The following is a 16,005-nucleotide window of genomic DNA, read 5'->3' on the forward strand; positions in this document are numbered from 1 at the left end:
CGCCGCGCCTGTTGTCTTGCCAAACGCCGGGAACGATCAGTTCGCCGGCGTTTTTTCATTCCAGATTTTCAGCATGTCGGGCGATGCTTCCGAGCGGATGCCGTTGTCCGTCAGTATCGATTCCGTCGCTGCCAGCATGTCCTTGCGGGGCACGACGACCAATTCCGCATCGCGCTGCTGGAAACGGAACGTCAGCAACTCATCCGTCTGGTCGCGCAGCAAGGCCACCAGGTGCGCCAGGCTGCGCACCCGCACGCCATTGACGGAATCGACGACCGAGAAGAAACGGGTGCTGTAGCCATTCATCAGCTTGTGCGGGAAGAACGGCGCGGCGATCACCACCAGCTCTTCGCGCTCGCTGTCGGGCGCATCGCCGCGCCGCGTGGCCAGCGGATTGCCGGCAAACGCCATGCCGCCCAAAATCGTTGGGTTGCCATTCGGCGCCGCCATGAATTCCGTGGTGGCGCGCGAAAACACCATGGGGCCGAAGATGAAATAGGATGGGTAATTGCCCTGCAGGCCGGCAATGAGCATCGGGTGCGCGGCAGAGACGGGCACCTTGATTTTCAGGGGCGCGCCCTGGCGCACCACCGTCAACGGCAGTTCGCCATCTTTCGCCAGCTGCTGCACCCGGTACTGGAAACGCACGCGGCTGTTGGCATTCAGCTTGACCATGCCCTGGTTATCGATGGGAAAATCGCCGATATGCGTGATGACATCCCACTCCTTGAGCGGATAGGCGGCATCCTTGCTGGCCGGCGACATCACGACGGCGCCCTCGACGCCCTTGGCCAGTTTCAGGTAGCTGCGCAGCGCCGGATTTTCCAGCGTTTGCGTCACGTCACGCATGGCTGGCTTGCCCTTGGGCGCGCCACTGTCCTGGTCGCGCAGGAACAGCTCTATTTCCTCGTTGGGGATGATGTAGCCGATGTTTTGCGCATTGAGCATGCCGGCAAAGGCCAGGCCGATCATCTTGTCGCCGGCAATCACGGGGCCGCCGCTATTGCCCGGGTTGATGGCCGCATCGATCTGGATGCGCAGGCCGGAGACAGGAAAGTTGTAGCGCACGAATTCGATGCGCGAGACGATGCCCTTGGTGATCGACAGCGAGGTGCCGCCCGTCGGATAGCCATACGCCAGCACGGCATCGCGCACGTCCGGCAAGACATTGGCGCGCGGCACCGCTTTGTGGCTGGCGAAAAAACTGTCGTCATCGATTTTCAGCAAGGCCAGGTCCATGCCGCGCGAGATGGCCAGCACGGTCGCCGGTATCTTGTCGCCCGCGCCATTCGCCTGGATCTGCACCTGGCTGGCATAGCCGACCACATGCGCATTGGTGAGGATGCGGCGGCCTTCGATGACGACGCCGGAGCCCGTCACTTCTTGCGGCGCCGCCTTGCTCCACGGTTTATACGGATCGGGCCCGCGCAGGGTGGAAAACACCTTGACGACGGAATTTTCCAGGGCGGAAGCGCTGGCGCTGGCGGCCGTCTCGGCGGCAAGCGCACGCACCGTCATCAAGGGACAAAAAGAAAGGGCCAGCGCCAGGAAGGCGCGGCCCATCAGGGTGAAGCACGGACGAGTTTTCATTGAGCTTGTTGGCAATGGAAGGGAAGTAAAATTATATATTGAATAATTGCAACTTCATTACACTTTGTCCATCTTTGCCAGAAAAACTCCTCTCATCAGACGGGCATGGGCGGCACGCCCAATGCCGGCACGGCCGTCTGCGCGCCATTCATCACCATGGCCAGGAAGGTGTAGTAGCCATTGATGCCCATCAAGTCGACCACGCCATGCTCGCCAAACAGCGCCAGCGCCCGCGCATATGTGGCATCGCTGACGCGCTTGTTCTGCTGCAACTCGACGCAAAAGTCGTGCACGGCTTGCTCATCTTCTTTCAGGGCAAGCGGCATGCGCCGCGTGGCAATGGCGTCCACGGCCGCTTGCGCGATGCCGTTCTGCACGGCCAGCGGCGAGTGGATGGCCCACTCGACTTGCTGGTCCCACTGGCGCGCCGTCACCAGGATCGCCAGTTCCGACAGCCGCGTGCCGATGGCGCTGCGGTAGCGCAAATATTCGCCCATGCGCTGCGCCGTTTCCATCAGTTCGGGACTGCGGATCAGCGGCACGAAGGGACCGTACAGGGCGCCGCGCGGACCATCGATGATGGCTTGCGCGGCCGCGCGCTGCTGGGCGTCGAGCTGGTTCAGCGGCAGCGGCGGCAAACGGTCGATATCGCTACCGGCCATCAGGCAGTCCAGGCGACCACGTCCTGTTGCTGTTCGCCGAGGCCGGCGATACCCAGGCGCATGCTGTCGCCCTTCTTCAGGAAGCGCTGCGGCTTGCGGCCCTGGCCCACGCCCGGTGGCGTGCCCGTGGCGATGACGTCGCCCGGTTCCAGGGTCATGAATTGCGACAGGTAGCTGACGATCTGCGCCACCGTGAAGATCATGGTTTGCGTATTACCGGTCTGCATGCGCTTGCCATTGACTTCCAGGTACAGGTCCAGATCTTGCTCGTCGATGACTTCATCGCGCGTCACCAGCCACGGGCCGACGGGGCCGAAAGTGTCGCAACCCTTGCCCTTGTCCCACTGGCCGCCCCGCTCCAGCTGGAACGAGCGCTCGGAAATGTCGTTGACGACGCAGTAACCGGCCACGTATTTCAGGGCATCCTCTTCGCTCACGTATTGCGCGCGCGTGCCGATGATCACGCCCAGCTCCACTTCCCAGTCCGTCTTTTTCGAGCCTTTTGGCAGCACGACATTGTCATCCGGGCCATTCAGGCAAGTAATGGCCTTCATGAAGACGATGGGCTCGGCCGGGATAGCCATGCCGGACTCGGCCGCGTGATCCGCGTAATTGAGGCCGATGCCGATGAACTTGCCGACTTTCGCCAGCGGCACGCCGAAGCGTGGATTGCCGCGCACCAGGGGCAGCGTCTTTTCGTCCAGCTTGGCCAGCTTGCGCAGTGCCTTGTCGGACAGTTGCGCGCCGTCAATATCGGCAATCACGCCGGACAGGTCGCGCAGTTTGCCTTCTTCATCGATCAGGCCCGGTTTTTCCTTGCCTGGACGTCCATAACGAACGAGTTTCATAGTCTTCCTTGGAGTTGATCATTGCCGCTGTGCAGGCTGCCATTTTACCGGATGGTCCGACACGCCTGTGGCGGTGAATGAAAAACATCGCAAGTCCCGGCAGTTGCAAGGCCGCCAGCACGCCAAACGCCGCCTGGTAAGCCTGCGGCGGATACTGCTGCTGGCTGTTCAGTGGCCAGCAGCCGAGGATCAAGCCAAAGCCCGCCTGCACCAGGAAGGCGCCCGTGAAAATGAGCAAATTGAGGCAAGTGGCCGCCCTGCCCGTCAAGCTGGCCGGCATGCTTTGCGCGACGATCGCATACTCGAGGCCCGTCACCGTGCCCAGCAGGGTAAACAGCACGGATAGCAAAGGCAGGCTGGGCACCACATTGCATGCCATCGCCACTTGCACGGCGACAAACAGGACGATGCCCACGCCCGCCACCAGCATGGGTGCAATACCGCGCCGCCCCGCCCACTCCGTCAGCATGCCCATGCCGATGGCGCCGAAGATGACGGCCGCCATGCCCAAGTATAACAAGTACGCCACGCTGTCATCGGACATGCCGCCCACGTCGGCCAGCCAGCGCCCCACCCACAAGCCTTGCACGCCAAAGAACACCGTGTGCGGCAACAGGATCAGCGCGATGGTGCGGCGAAAGGCCCGGTCACGGTAGACACTCCACACACTGACCTTGCTCATGGCCGCGACGGACGCGGGCAGGGCCGGCGACAGCAGGCGGATCAGCAAGCCGATGGCCAGCGCCGCCAGCGCCAGGCCCAGGAACACGCCGCGCCAGTCCGTGTAGTGCAGGGCCAGCTTGACGGGCATGGTAGCCGTGGCCGCGCCCAGGCCACCCACGGCGATCAGGTAGCCATGCACGGAAGGCAGACGCGATGGCGCGATGGCGCACGAGATCGCCTTCACGGCCGCCATGAAACAGCCGCCCAGGCCCACGCCCATCAGGGCGCGCGCCCATATCAGTTCGGCAAAGCTGTGGCCCCGGCTGAACAGCCACACGCCCAGGGCGGCCAGCGCCAGCAGCCACAATTGCACCGTGCGGGGGCCGTAGCGGTCGAGCGCCATGCCAACTGGCAATTGCACCAGCGCAAAGGCGAGAAAAAAGGCGCTGGTCAGCAGGCCCAGCTGGGCTGGCGTCAGGGCGATGGCGCCCAGCAACTCGGCCGTCAACACGGCATTCACGCCGCGCAACAGGCACGACAGGTAGTGCCCGAGCGCGAACGGCAGGAACACGAGGCAAAACACGGCCACGCCGGAACGGGAAGAGCCGCCGGCGCCGTGCATGCTCAGGCGGCCTGCGCCAGGCGGATGATTTTATGCGGCACGTGCGGCACGGGTTCATCCGTTTCAAAGAAGAATTTCTCCTGGCCAAAGGCTGGCTTCAAATCGTCCATCCACGTCGCTTCCGCATCAAACTTGGCATAAAACGGCCGGCGCACCCAGTCCGGGTTGCGCGCCTGCAAAAATTGCAGGGCAAACAGTTTTTCGCCATGGATGGTGACGATGCCGTCGATGACGATCTTGCCGGGGAAGGCGCTCATGGACGGTCCGCGCACCGTGCGCGACAGGCCGGACACCATCTGGTAGGCGGCCTGGAAAATCTCGTGCGCCTTCGCCAGCGGCAACTCGAAATAGGCGCGCGGGCCCGTGTCCCGTTCGACAAACATGTAATACGGAATCGCCCCCAGGCGCGTGCCCGTCTGCCACAACTCGGCCCAGCTTGCCGGATCTTCATTGATGTGGCGGATCAGCGGCCCCTGCATGCGCAAGGTGGCACCCGTGGAGACGATGCGTTTCACGGCTTGCTGGGCGATGTCCTGGCGCAACTCGACGGCATGGCTGTAATGGCCCATCACGGCCAGGTTCTTGCCCGCCTTGACGATGCGCTCGAACAGGCGCAGCAAGTCGTCCGCATCGCGGTCCGAGACAAAGCGCTGCGGCCAATACGCCACCGCCTTGGTGCCGATGCGAATGTTCTGGATGTGTTCCAGGCCCGGCGCCAGCAGCGGCTCCAGGTAGGCGGCCAGTTGCCGCGCATTCATGATCATCGGATCGCCGCCCGTGATCAGCACGTCCGTCACTTCCGGATGCAGTTGCAGGTAGGCGGCCAGCTCATGCGACTCGCGCGCATCGAACTTCATGTCGTCCATGCCGACGAACTGGGGCCAGCGGAAGCAGAAGGTGCAATACGCGTGGCAGGTCTGTCCCGCGCTGGGAAAAAACAGCACCGTTTGCGCATATTTATGCTGCAAACCGCGCATGGGCGCATCGTTGACCCGGGGCACGTTGTGCGTCATCTGGCCGGCTGGATGGGGATTCATGCCCAGGCGCAAACCATGCACATAGGCGTCGATGGCCGCCTTGTCGCGCTGAACCAGTACCAGCTCGCGCAAGTGCGCGTACTGCTCGGGCGGCAGCATGTCGCGGTGGGGGAAGACGAGGCGATAGATGGGGTCGTCCGGGATGTTGTTCCAGTCGATCAACTGGTCGAGCACATAGGCATTGGTGCGAAACGGCAAGACATGCGACACCACTTGCACGGCTTCGCGCTGCTCTTCCGGCAGCCATTCCCACTGCCGCGCCTGTTGAATGGTGTGCCGCGTGTACGGCTTGAACTTGGGTGAAAACGGCTCGGTAATGGGTGCGGACACGATCTGCTCCTTGCCTGTAAATAGCGATAACTTTCATGAAACCAGCCCCATATCGGCCAATTCCAGCTTCTTCCTCCCCCATGCCCGGCCAACTCGGCATGCTGTGAAAGTCATCATAGTTCTTGCTGCTTGGAACCAAATTGCTACATATCAACATGCGGTCGATACGTTGCATGCTGCCTACAAGCAACACCTTAGTTTGTTCCATCGCAATTTGATGGGACCGCCGGCGACGTAAATTACGACTTGGCAACACATCCCTCGATACCACAAGGAGCTTTCATGAAACGCTTATTCACGGGTAGCCTGCTGTGCCTGGCATTTGCCGGCGGCAGCGTCAGCGCCGCGGTTGAACCAACGGAAAAAGACGCCATCGCCATGGCCGAACGGGGCGCCGCCTTCATGAAGGCGCATGGCAAGGAAGAAATGATGAAGAAAATCACGGCGAAAGACCCGGACTTCGTGCAGGGCTCGCTGTATGTGGACATGCGCGACATCAAGACGGGCATCGTGCTGGCCCACCCCATCAATCCTTCCATCGTGGGCAAGGATTTGACGGATGTCCCTGACGCGAATGGCAAGAAGTATCGCCGTGAAATCATCGAGCTGGCGCAAAAGCAGGGCAAGGGCTGGGTCGATTACCAGTACAAGAATCCTACCAGCGGCAAGATCGAGCCGAAGACCACGTACATCCTGCGCGTCAATGACGTGGTGCTGGAAGCGGGGATCTACAAGAAATAGGGCAAGGGCGGCGCGCACGAACGCCGCGCGCCGCCTGCGGTTGAAACAGCCATAGCCAGGAGTCAAGCATGCTCAATCGATTACGCATCGGACCAAAATTATTGCTGGCGCCCACCCTGATCCTGCTGCTGCTGATACTCAGCTCGACCGGCGCCTGGTATGGCATGGTGCGACAAAATGCCTCGCTGGAAAACATGGTACGGGTGCGCATCACGCATTTGAAGGCGGCGGCCGACGTACTAGGCGAGGCCAGGCATGTGCACGGCAATATGTACCAGTTGCTGTCGTGGACGAATGGCAGCTTCGCCAAGGCCCGCCTCGATACGCTGGAGCAACAGATCAAGGCGCGCCACGCGGCCATCGGCACCCAGCTGGGCACGCTGCGCGCCACGGCCACGGGCGCCGAACGCACCCTGGTCGATGCGGCCATCACGGCCCTGGCCGGCTATCGCAAGGCGGTGCTGGAAACCATGGAAATGGCGCAGATGGACCAGTCGATCGCCACCAATTCCATGCTCAAGGCGGAAACCCAATTCGTCCAGTTCAATACGCAGCTGACACAACTGTCCGCCCTGGAAACGACGCTCAGCAGCCAGGCCCATGCGACGGCCAGCGCCGAGTTCCGCACCTTGGGCTGGAGCCTGCTGTTGACGGTGCTGCTGTCGATCCTCGTCTCCATCGTGGTGACCATGCTGGTGCGGCGCGCCATGCTGGTGGAAATCCGCGGCATTGCCGACGCCGTGCAAGACTTGGCGGCGGGCAAGCTGATGGCCGGCGCGCCCAAGCAAGGCAATGACGAAATCGCCGCCACGTCGCGCGTGCTGGACCAGACCATCGCCCACCTGAACCAGACCTTGCGCACCATCATGGGCGCCGTGCAATCGATCGACACGGCCTCGCGCGAAATTGCCACCGGCAACCTGGATCTGTCGGCGCGCACGGAAATGCAGGCCAGTTCGCTGGAAGAAACGTCGAGCGCCATGGAAACGCTGACGCAAGCCGTGAATGACAACGCCGACAACGCCCAGCTGGCCTGCGAGCTGGCGGGGCAAGCATCGACCCTGGCCGTGCAAGGGGGCGCGTCGATGCAGCAAGCCGTGACGACGATGGCGACAATACGGGCCAATTCGCGCCAGATCGTGGATATTATCGGCGTGATCGATGGTATTTCCTTCCAGACCAATATCCTCGCGCTGAATGCGGCGGTAGAGGCGGCGCGCGCGGGCGAGCAAGGCCGCGGCTTTGCCGTGGTGGCGTCCGAAGTGCGCACCCTGGCGCAGCGCTCGGCCCAGGCGGCCAAGGAAATCAAGACCCTGATCGCCACCTCGGTCACCACCATCGATGGCGGCAGCGTAGCCGTGCAGCAGGCGGGCGACAGCATGGACGCCATCGTGGCCTCGGTGCAGCAAGTCAACGAGATCATCCAGCGCGTGAAGGAGGCCAGCGCCGAGCAGGCTTCTGGCATCACGGAAGTGAATCAGGCCGTCGCGCAAATGGATGACGTCACCCAGCAAAATGCGGCCCTGGTGGAGCAGGCGGCAGCGGCGGCGGCCAGTTTGCAGGACCAGGCCGTCAAATTGTCGGCGGCCGTGGCCGTGTTTACCCTGGACGAGCGCCCGGCCGCGCCGGGCGGCCATGCCGAAGAAGAAGCGTTCCGGCAACCGGCCAGTTCGCAACAGGAGCGGCGCGCACTGCATAGCCCGCTACGCGGCATGCCCGGCCTACGTGCCGCCAAGGATGCATCGCGGCGCCAGCGCAGCTAGATGGCAGGCGCGCGCATCGGCTTACTCAGGTAGGGCGAACCGGCCAGCACGAAACGCCACGGCGTCTCCATCGCCTTGGAAATGCCGATGCGCGAGCCCGCCTGCACCGTCACCTCTTCTTCGCGGGCCAGCAGCATGAACGGCGGGGCATCGAGCGCCAGCCGGTTATGCATATGCGTGACACCGAGCGCCTGGCACACTTTGCCCGGCCCCGAGCACAACAGCCGCGCATCCTCGACGCCGCGCCGCTCGCGCATGGCATCGAGTCCCGCCACGGGTTCAATCGCGCGTATCAGCACGCCCGCCCCATGCCCCGCTTCGCGGCACACGAAATTCAGGCACCAGTGGATGCCGTACGAGCGGTAGACATAGGCGTGCGCAGGCGGGCCGAACATTGCCGCATTGCGCGGCGTCATGCCGCCATACGTGTGCGAAGCGGGGTCCAGCCGGTCATACGCTTCCGTTTCCACGATACGCCCGCCGACGCCGTCGACCAGCACGGTCACGCCGATCAGCTGGCGCGCCACGCTGCTGGAATCGTCCGCAAAATCGATACCCGCAAGGATTTTTTTCATCCGGCAATTGTACTGCCGCACATCCCGCCGCACGCCTTGCCCCACCTTGAAAACAAATACAACTTGATCTTTTCATCATGAATATCAGGATGGGCAGCGTCGTAAAATGACGAAAATGGCGGCGAGTCCAGGCCAAAACGGGAATTTTTGCGACAATATATTGCAGATATGAACTATTGCCATGCATAAACAGCGATAATCGTCGGGCACTGCGCCAGACGCTCATGAAGCGGGCAGCGGCAGTGCGCGACAGAATAAGCACCGGGCACAAAAATGATGATGAAAGCGTGATGATGAGAGCGGCAGCGCAAAAGCAGGTAGAGCAGGAAGATCCGGTTGACGCCTTGATGCGTTCCATCCGCATCCCGCCGCGTCCCAGCCTGCTGGTCGACCTGCAGCGCGAACTGGCGGAGCAAGACCCCTCGCCGCGCCGCATCGCGCGCATCATCGCCGACGATGTCGGCATGTCCGGCGCCCTGCTGAAACTGGCCAATTCGCCGTTCTATGGCGCCGCGCGCAAGGCCAAGTCCGTCGAGCAAGGTATCAACTTTCTCGGCATCAACCAGTGCAGCGCCATGATGACGGGCTTGCTGGCACGCCAGGCGCTGGAAGCGGAAGGCGTGGAACTGACCAACTTCTGGGATGTGTCGGCCAAGCGCGCGCGCGCCTTGGTATTTACCTCGCGCAAGCTGCGCATCGCCCCGCCCGACATCGCCCACACCTTCGGCCTGTTCTGCGATATCGGCGTGCCCTTGCTGATGAACCGCTTCCCCGACTACGTGAACACCTACGCGGCGGCGGCCAACGATGCGCACAATTGTTTTACAGCACTGGAAGACGCGCGCCACCAGACCAACCACGCGGCCATCGGCTGCTTGCTGGCACGCAACTGGGGCTTGTCCTCGGACGTCTCGTGGGCCATTTTGCACCACCACGACTACACGGTGCTGGCCGACCCGTCCACGGACGACGCCATCCGCTCGCTCGTCGCCCTGTCGCTGCTGGCCGAAAAGGGCATTCAGCGCTACCATGGCAACAGTACCTCGCTGGAGTGGGACAAGGGCGGAGAACTTGCCTGCCAGCATCTCGGCCTGTCGCAGGAAGAAGCTGCCGACCTGCTCGACGAACTGCACGAGATGTTCGATACCGACCATTGATGTATCGGGCGGCTGCGGCCGCCTGTATGATCCGTCCCGGCGCCTGGCATAGCCCTGGCGCCCGTTTCCGTTTGCCTGACCCGTATTTCTTAACCTGTTGATCGCCATGCCCAAAAATAAGCGCCCTGTCCCCCGTAAATCCGCCAACACGCCTGAAGACAAGGACGAGTCCGTCACGCGCATGCTGTGCACGATGGCCCTGAACCTGGCGGAGCAGGAAGACAGCGAATCGCAAGGCACGGTGCTGGCCGAGCAAGCCGTCGAGTTCGGCCGCCTGATCCGCAAGGCATTGAATCAAAAGAAGGATGAAATCCTGTATGACGCCATCGAGCGCGCCAAGTACGAAGACGTGGGCGCCTACCAGTATTTGCGCAGCCATATCGAGGAAGCGGCGTCCATTTCCGTGATCCGCCGCGAGAATGCCCCGGCCATGGAAATCAACGCCTTTGTCGTGCCCCTGCTGGTGCAAAGCACGGGCGGCCTGACGGAAGCGGACAGCTTCCAGGACCAGGACGCTTTCGAAGCGCTGGTGAAGAGTTTCCAACAGGCAGAACTGGAAAGCGCCAAGGCCAAGGTGGTCCTGATGAGCCATGCCTACGACCTCGATGAAATCGACCGCATCACCTATAGCCATTTGCACGAGATGGTGCGCGACGCCTACGCGTCGATGACAGACAAGAAGATCGTCGCCACGCCGGGCCTGGAAAGCAGCATCGTCGGCTGGAGCGAGACGGCCTTCGGCCCGCAGGACACGGCCGTCGAACTGCGCTTCCTGCTGGGCTTTGCCTTGAAACGCGTGGACGACCCGTTCTATGCGGAACCGAAGGACGAAGCGGCGCTCGACGCCTGGTTCGATGCGCGCATGGCCCGCTACCAGCAGTGGACGACGGAAGTGGGCGATCTGGTGAAACGCTGCCTGGCGCCGGCCGGCAACGCCCTGGAAGTGAGCTTCCTCTACCAGGATCTGTTCCATGGCGGCAAGGAACAAGGCATGAGCGAGTATGCGATGCTGCAGATGATGTCCGGCATCAACCATGCCTTGGCGGAAAACAACGTCGATGCCGGCGACGTCTCGGTGGTCGTCGGCCCGGCCGATGCACACGGTGAAATGCTGTTGCGCGTCAATGTCAGCACGGCAGGCGGCGAGCTGCTGCACAGCGCCGACAAGCCGCTGGACCTGGCCGCCGACCTGCAGGACGAAGTCGACGACATCTGCGATGCGCTGGCCACCATCGGCGTGACCCGCTTGTCCGTGGCGCTGAAATTCGACGCCAAGGGACAGCCGCTGGAAGCGCAGCCATACGCGCCGGCATAAGTCCCGTCGCCTCCCCCGTCGCCTGCCATCTTGGCAGGCGGCAATTATCAAGATACTATCTCCGCGAGCGCGCGCCAGCCTGGCGCACCTTCCGGAGATGCGCATGCCCCAGCCGCAACTGATCAATATTGTCACCCATGTGCTGGCCGGCAGCGCCGCCATCGGCCTGGGCCTGTTCCTGCTGGCCACGGCCAAGGGCACGCCGCAGCACCGTCGCCGCGGCAGGCTGTTCGCGTGGCTGACCTTGCTGGTCTGCGCCACGGCCGCCATCGGCAATCTGCTGTTTGACTATCGCCCCGTCTTTGCCGTGCTGACGGTGCTGGTGCTGTACCAGCTGCTGAGCGGCTGGCGCGCCGTGTACACGCGCGATGCCGGTCCGCAAGCCGTCGATGGCGCGATGACGGCAGCCGCGCTGGCGGCGGGCGGGATGATCCTCTTGCGCCTGCAGCAAGATGCTTCCGGACAGCAAGCCATCGTCGTGCTGTCCTCGCTGGGCGGCCTGGCCACCATCCTCGTCTACGACAGCGCGCGCTGGCTCTTTCCCCGCCGCTGGCATGGCATGTTGTGGCGCTATGAACATATCTACAAACTGCTCGCCTCGCTGTTCGCCATGCTTTCGGCCGCCGCGGGCAACCTGCTGCGCATGGGCCAGCCCTGGACGCAGCTGGCGCCATCCGTGCTGGGTTTGATCTGCATCGCCTGGTTCTGGCGGCGCCAGTACCGGCAGGAACAGGCGCAGCGCCTCATGCACAGGCTTGCCGCCTGACACGCCATCTCACCGGCGCAAAGCCAGCCACGCCTGCAATTTCTGCGCATACGCCAAGGTGTAGGCGGGGCTGCTCGACGGCAAGCTGACGATGCGGTAGCGCTGCGCGTGCTCGCCCAGCACCTTGATGCCCAGCTTGGCTGCCGTGCCGCCGTTGAAGGCGATCGTGTCCAATTGCGGCAGGCTGGCGGCCAGGGCCACCAGGTCGTTGTCGTCGCGGGCGCGGATATTGCTGTCCAGGCTGCCCGTGCGCTGCGCCTGCGCCACCACGTCCCACAGGCCCACGCCGCGCGCCAGCAAGGTACTCAACCGCGCCTCGTAGGGCAGGCTGGTCAGATCCACGCCCAGCACCTCGCCCAGCAGCATCCAGAATTTGTTTTGCGGATGCGCATAGTATTGGCTGTGCGCCAGCGATTTTTCTCCGGGCAGGCTGCCCAGTATCAGCAAGCGCGTATCGGCGTCGACGACGGGATCGAAACAGCGCTTGCGCGGGTCGGCGGCCACGTCTGGCAAGAAGGCTGGGCTATTCAAATGAGCGGTCCGGAAGGGGAAATGAAGGGCCATTTTACCCGGCCACGCGACGGTGTAGAATTCCCGGACAACCATCCCTATACAAGAGACCGCCCATGCGCACCATCGACACCCTGCTGGCCCAGTATGGCGAAAGCCACCGCAACCATGTCAATGAATGGGTGCACATCGTGTGCGTGCCGCTGATCGTTTTCAGCCTGCTGGGGCTGCTGTGGAGCATACATCCCAGCGTGGCGCTGCTCGGCAGTATTCTGGCCTTATACTATTATTACAAGCTGTCACGTCCGTTTGCTGCGGGCATGCTGGCGATGCTGGCCGCCATGCTGGGCCTGCTGCTGCTCATGCCGGCGCTGACCATCCTGCCCGTGTCGCTGGCGCTGTTCGTGCTGGCCTGGATAGGCCAGTTCATCGGCCACCAGATCGAAGGCAAGAAACCGTCGTTTCTGGACGACTTGCGCTTTTTACTGGTGGGGCCGCTGTTCGTGCTGGGATTTTTGTACCGGCGCCTGCGGCTGGCGTATTGAGCGGCAAGTGCTCACGTAGTCATGTGGTTACGCTGGGCCGGTAACAGATTTTTACTATTCGCAACTAGTTATCTGAGGCAAGTGTCCTTATGATAAGTCATCATCTGCCGGTCGACGCAATCGGCAACCAACTTTTGTCCAAGGGAGTCCCATATGAAAGCACCAATTATTGCAGTGGCATTGCTCGCCACCCTGGCCGGCTGCGCCGTACAACCGAACTCGGCAAATGTCTACAATGCGCGCCAGGCGCAGAATGAACAATCGGTTCGCATGGGTACGGTTGAATCCGTGCGCCAGGTAACCATCGACAAGGGTGAAACGGGCACGGGCGTGCTGGCCGGCGCGGCGCTGGGCGGCGTGGCTGGCTCGACCGTCGGTGGCGGCAAGGGCGCCATCGCGGCCAGCATCCTCGGCGCCGTCGCGGGCGGCATGGCCGGCAAGAGCATCGAAGCGAATGCCTCGAACAAACCCGGCCTGGAAATCACCGTGCGCCTGGACAATGGCGACATGCGCGCCATCGTGCAAGATGCCGACGAACTGTTCCGCCCGGGCGAGCGCGTGCGCCTGCTGTCCGATGGCCGCAAGACCCGCGTCACGCATTGATCTGCTTGCCGGCGCATGCGCTCAGCCGAATGCGCCGGCAGCGAGCAAGGCGGAAGGGTGCAGCCAGATGGCAAGCACAGCCGTCACGACGACATACACAAGCACGCTCCATACTTTGATCTGCAGTGAGGCTGGCATGGCGTCTCCCCTTCAAAGATGCAATTCAGAAAATATTTACTTGATATTAATGTAAATATTTTCATAAATTCAATATTTTCCAGAAGCACTGCGCTGGCTCAATCCCGCGTGTCTCCTGACGGCACATTGGGCAAGCTCGGCCGGGACTCGCCATCCCCGCGCGATATCCGTATACTTGCGCGATGTCCTCTCCTCTCCTGTTCATCATTGCCTGCCTGATCTGGGGCTCCACCTTCTGGGCCATCACCTTGCAGCTGGGCGATGTCGCCCCCGCCGTTTCCGTGGTCTACCGCTTCGGCCTCGCGTCCGCCACCCTGTTTGCCTGGTGCGCCTTGCGCGGCGACCGCTTGCGCCTGCCCTGGCGCGCGCAGCAATGGATGCTGCTGCAGGGACTGGCCTCGTTTGCCCTCAGCTATGTGTGCACGTACAGCTCGGAGCAATACCTGGTGTCGGCCCTCGTTAGCGTGCTGTTTGCGCTGATGGTCTTCTGGACGCCATTGCTCAACCGCATCGCCTTCGGCACGCCCATCACCTGGAGCACCTGCTGCGCGGCGTTTGTCGCCATCTGCGGCATCGTGCTGCTGTTTTACCAGTCCATCGGCGCGGCGCTGCACGATATTCTCGGTGGCGGGAATGGCCATTTCCTGCTCGGTTTCATGCTGGCCCTGGTGGCCACCGTGTCGAGTACGGTGGGCAACGCCCTCGTCATGAAAGTGCGCGAACATTCCGGCAACGTGATGCTGACCATGGCCTGGACCATGCTGTGGGGCACCTTGATGGTGGCCGTCTGGGCCATCGCCACGGGGCAGTCCTGGCAGTTGCCCGCGCGCCCCAGTTACTGGATGGGATTGTTGTACCTGGCCATCTTCGGCTCGGTGATCGCCTTCAGTGCCTATTTCACGTTAATCGCCCGCATCGGCACGCAAAAGACCGTGTACATCGGCGTCGTCACGCCCGTCATTTCCGTACTGCTGTCGGTGCAGTTCGAACACTACCGGCCCGCCGCCATCGAATGGGCGGGCATGGTGCTGTGCCTGTCCAGCGTGGCCTGGGCCCTGACGTCTGGCGCGCGCAAGACAAGTACCATTGCTTCCCTTTCCACCACTTCACCAACAAAGGCAACATGAGCACCTCTTCCTTCCTCGCCATTCGTCCCGCGACCGCATCCGACGTGGCTGCCATCTTTGGCATGATCCATGAACTGGCCGTGTTTGAAAAACTCGAACACATGATGATCGCCAGGGAATCCATGCTGCACGACAGCCTGTTCGGCGCCCATCCCGCATGCGAAGCGCTGGTCGGCGAAGAAAATGGTGAAGTGGTGACCTTCGCCCTGTTCTTTCATAATTTTTCCACCTTCCTGTGCCGCAAGGGTTTGTACCTGGAAGACCTGTATGTGAAGCAATCGGTGCGCGGCAAAGGCTATGGCAAGCAGATGCTGGTGGCGCTGGCGCAACTGGCCGTCGAACGCGATTGCGGCCGCTTCGAATGGTCGGTGCTGGACTGGAATGAAAACGCGATCAACTTCTACAAGGGCATGGGTGCGGACGTGATGCCGGACTGGCGCATCTGCCGGGTCGCTGGCGATGCCTTGACGCAATTGTCGGCAGGTACGCCAAAGCCGGCCTGATTGGAGCGGGAACTGCAAGGAAGGGGAATTGCAAGGAGGGGGAACTGCAAGGAGGGGGAACTGTAGCGAGCGGATGCGATTTGTGGCCGAGAAGCGGAACTGTACGCGAGGTACAGTGAGCATCGCAGGCCGCAAGGCGCGCCGCGCAGTAAGTTCCAAAAAAATCCCCGCGGGCTAGCGGCACCGCGGGGTGAACCCATTGTCAAGTGGGAGGGGGGAGAATGCAATCAACGGTTATCAATATAAACGCTGCCGCTTGCCAACACGCCGACCTTTACATTTGCTTACCGGGCCTTACATTTGACTTAAATCTGCCAACCAAGTGTCACCGAGTGTCGCTTGAAAGACACTGATTATTTCCGTGGTTCAATCAATGTGCCGTGCAAACCGATATGTTGTTGCGCAACCCCACTGCCACCCTGCGCATTTTTATAGATTTGGTACACTGTCAAACAGGCGATGCAGCCAGCAACCACGGCAAAAATGACCATGCGACGCTCCTTGAGTATG

17 protein-coding genes are annotated in these 16,005 nt (G+C 62.1%); 9 read left to right on the plus strand and 8 right to left on the minus strand.

Translation table 11 applies throughout. From position 1 onward, the window contains the following. Positions 1–36: 36 nt before the first annotated feature. From JAB1_RS21035 to JAB1_RS21055, 5 genes are all read right to left on the minus strand, one after another. A complete protein-coding gene (locus JAB1_RS21035) occupies positions 37–1,590 on the minus strand; it encodes a S1C family serine protease (RefSeq protein ID WP_254672179.1) in 1,554 nt (517 codons plus the stop codon). A 95-nt stretch (positions 1,591–1,685) separates the two neighbouring features. Then, entirely contained in the window at positions 1,686–2,252 is a 567-nt protein-coding gene (locus JAB1_RS21040; RefSeq protein WP_070281635.1) for a cobalamin biosynthesis protein, read from the minus strand. Beyond that, entirely contained in the window at positions 2,252–3,100 is an 849-nt protein-coding gene (locus JAB1_RS21045; protein ID WP_034746323.1) for a fumarylacetoacetate hydrolase family protein, read from the minus strand. Before JAB1_RS21045 ends, JAB1_RS21040 begins: the two co-directional genes overlap by 1 nt. Then, on the minus strand, positions 3,045–4,385 hold the full coding sequence (locus JAB1_RS21050) for an MFS transporter (protein WP_175445088.1): 1,341 nt from the start codon (positions 4,383–4,385) through the stop codon (positions 3,045–3,047). Before JAB1_RS21050 ends, JAB1_RS21045 begins: the two co-directional genes overlap by 56 nt. A gap of 2 nt (positions 4,386–4,387) precedes the next feature. Further along, on the minus strand, positions 4,388–5,752 hold the full coding sequence (locus JAB1_RS21055) for a lysine 2,3-aminomutase (protein ID WP_083299837.1): 1,365 nt from the start codon (positions 5,750–5,752) through the stop codon (positions 4,388–4,390). Between the two features lie 282 nt (positions 5,753–6,034). On the opposite strand from JAB1_RS21055, the gene JAB1_RS21060 reads away from it, so the two are divergent. Then, positions 6,035–6,493 (plus strand): cache domain-containing protein, encoded by a 459-nt coding sequence (locus JAB1_RS21060; protein ID WP_034780434.1) that lies wholly within the window; start codon positions 6,035–6,037, stop codon positions 6,491–6,493. Between the two features lie 68 nt (positions 6,494–6,561). Next, positions 6,562–8,256 carry a methyl-accepting chemotaxis protein gene (locus JAB1_RS21065; protein WP_070281637.1) on the plus strand — a complete coding sequence of 565 codons (1,695 nt, stop codon included), beginning with the start codon at positions 6,562–6,564 and terminating at the stop codon, positions 8,254–8,256. Here JAB1_RS21065 and JAB1_RS21070 read toward each other — a convergent pair. Further along, entirely contained in the window at positions 8,253–8,831 is a 579-nt protein-coding gene (locus tag JAB1_RS21070) for a DNA-3-methyladenine glycosylase (protein WP_070281638.1), read from the minus strand. The genes JAB1_RS21065 and JAB1_RS21070 overlap by 4 nt on opposite strands. 290 nt (positions 8,832–9,121) lie before the next feature. Between JAB1_RS21070 and JAB1_RS21075 the strand changes: the two genes are divergently transcribed. From JAB1_RS21075 to JAB1_RS21085, 3 genes are all read left to right on the plus strand, one after another. Further along, a complete protein-coding gene (locus tag JAB1_RS21075) occupies positions 9,122–9,988 on the plus strand; it encodes an HDOD domain-containing protein (RefSeq protein WP_070281639.1) in 867 nt (288 codons plus the stop codon). A gap of 106 nt (positions 9,989–10,094) precedes the next feature. Beyond that, positions 10,095–11,303, plus strand: coding sequence for a hypothetical protein (locus JAB1_RS21080; protein WP_070281873.1), 1,209 nt, complete (start codon positions 10,095–10,097; stop codon positions 11,301–11,303). Between the two features lie 103 nt (positions 11,304–11,406). Beyond that, the gene (locus JAB1_RS21085) at positions 11,407–12,069 is read left to right on the plus strand and encodes a hypothetical protein (protein ID WP_139144625.1); all 663 of its coding nucleotides are present in this window, start codon (positions 11,407–11,409) and stop codon (positions 12,067–12,069) included. 9 nt (positions 12,070–12,078) lie between these two features. Here the strand turns inward: JAB1_RS21085 and JAB1_RS21090 are convergent, their stop codons facing one another. Beyond that, positions 12,079–12,600, minus strand: coding sequence for a DNA-deoxyinosine glycosylase (locus JAB1_RS21090; protein ID WP_070281641.1), 522 nt, complete (start codon positions 12,598–12,600; stop codon positions 12,079–12,081). Positions 12,601–12,695: 95 nt separating this feature from the next. Here JAB1_RS21090 and JAB1_RS21095 point away from each other — a divergent pair, with 95 nt between their 5' ends. The 4 genes from JAB1_RS21095 (at position 12,696) to JAB1_RS21110 (ending at position 15,495) form a co-directional block, all read left to right on the plus strand. Further along, positions 12,696–13,124 (plus strand): Mpo1-like protein, encoded by a 429-nt coding sequence (locus tag JAB1_RS21095; protein WP_034780447.1) that lies wholly within the window; start codon positions 12,696–12,698, stop codon positions 13,122–13,124. Between the two features lie 153 nt (positions 13,125–13,277). After that, positions 13,278–13,727 carry a glycine zipper 2TM domain-containing protein gene (locus JAB1_RS21100; protein WP_034780449.1) on the plus strand — a complete coding sequence of 150 codons (450 nt, stop codon included), beginning with the start codon at positions 13,278–13,280 and terminating at the stop codon, positions 13,725–13,727. A 320-nt stretch (positions 13,728–14,047) separates the two neighbouring features. Then, complete coding sequence (locus JAB1_RS21105) at positions 14,048–14,992, plus strand: EamA family transporter (protein WP_070254602.1); 945 nt, start codon at positions 14,048–14,050, stop codon at positions 14,990–14,992. Continuing rightward, the gene (locus tag JAB1_RS21110) at positions 14,989–15,495 is read left to right on the plus strand and encodes a GNAT family N-acetyltransferase (protein ID WP_070281642.1); all 507 of its coding nucleotides are present in this window, start codon (positions 14,989–14,991) and stop codon (positions 15,493–15,495) included. Before JAB1_RS21105 ends, JAB1_RS21110 begins: the two co-directional genes overlap by 4 nt. A 353-nt stretch (positions 15,496–15,848) precedes the next feature. Here the strand turns inward: JAB1_RS21110 and JAB1_RS29990 are convergent, their stop codons facing one another. Continuing rightward, complete coding sequence (locus tag JAB1_RS29990; RefSeq protein ID WP_157751284.1) at positions 15,849–15,986, minus strand: hypothetical protein; 138 nt, start codon at positions 15,984–15,986, stop codon at positions 15,849–15,851. Positions 15,987–16,005: the final 19 nt, after the last annotated feature.

Origin of the sequence: Janthinobacterium sp. MP5059B (genome assembly GCF_001758645.1) — a bacterium.
GTDB lineage: Bacteria > Pseudomonadota > Gammaproteobacteria > Burkholderiales > Burkholderiaceae_D > Janthinobacterium > Janthinobacterium lividum.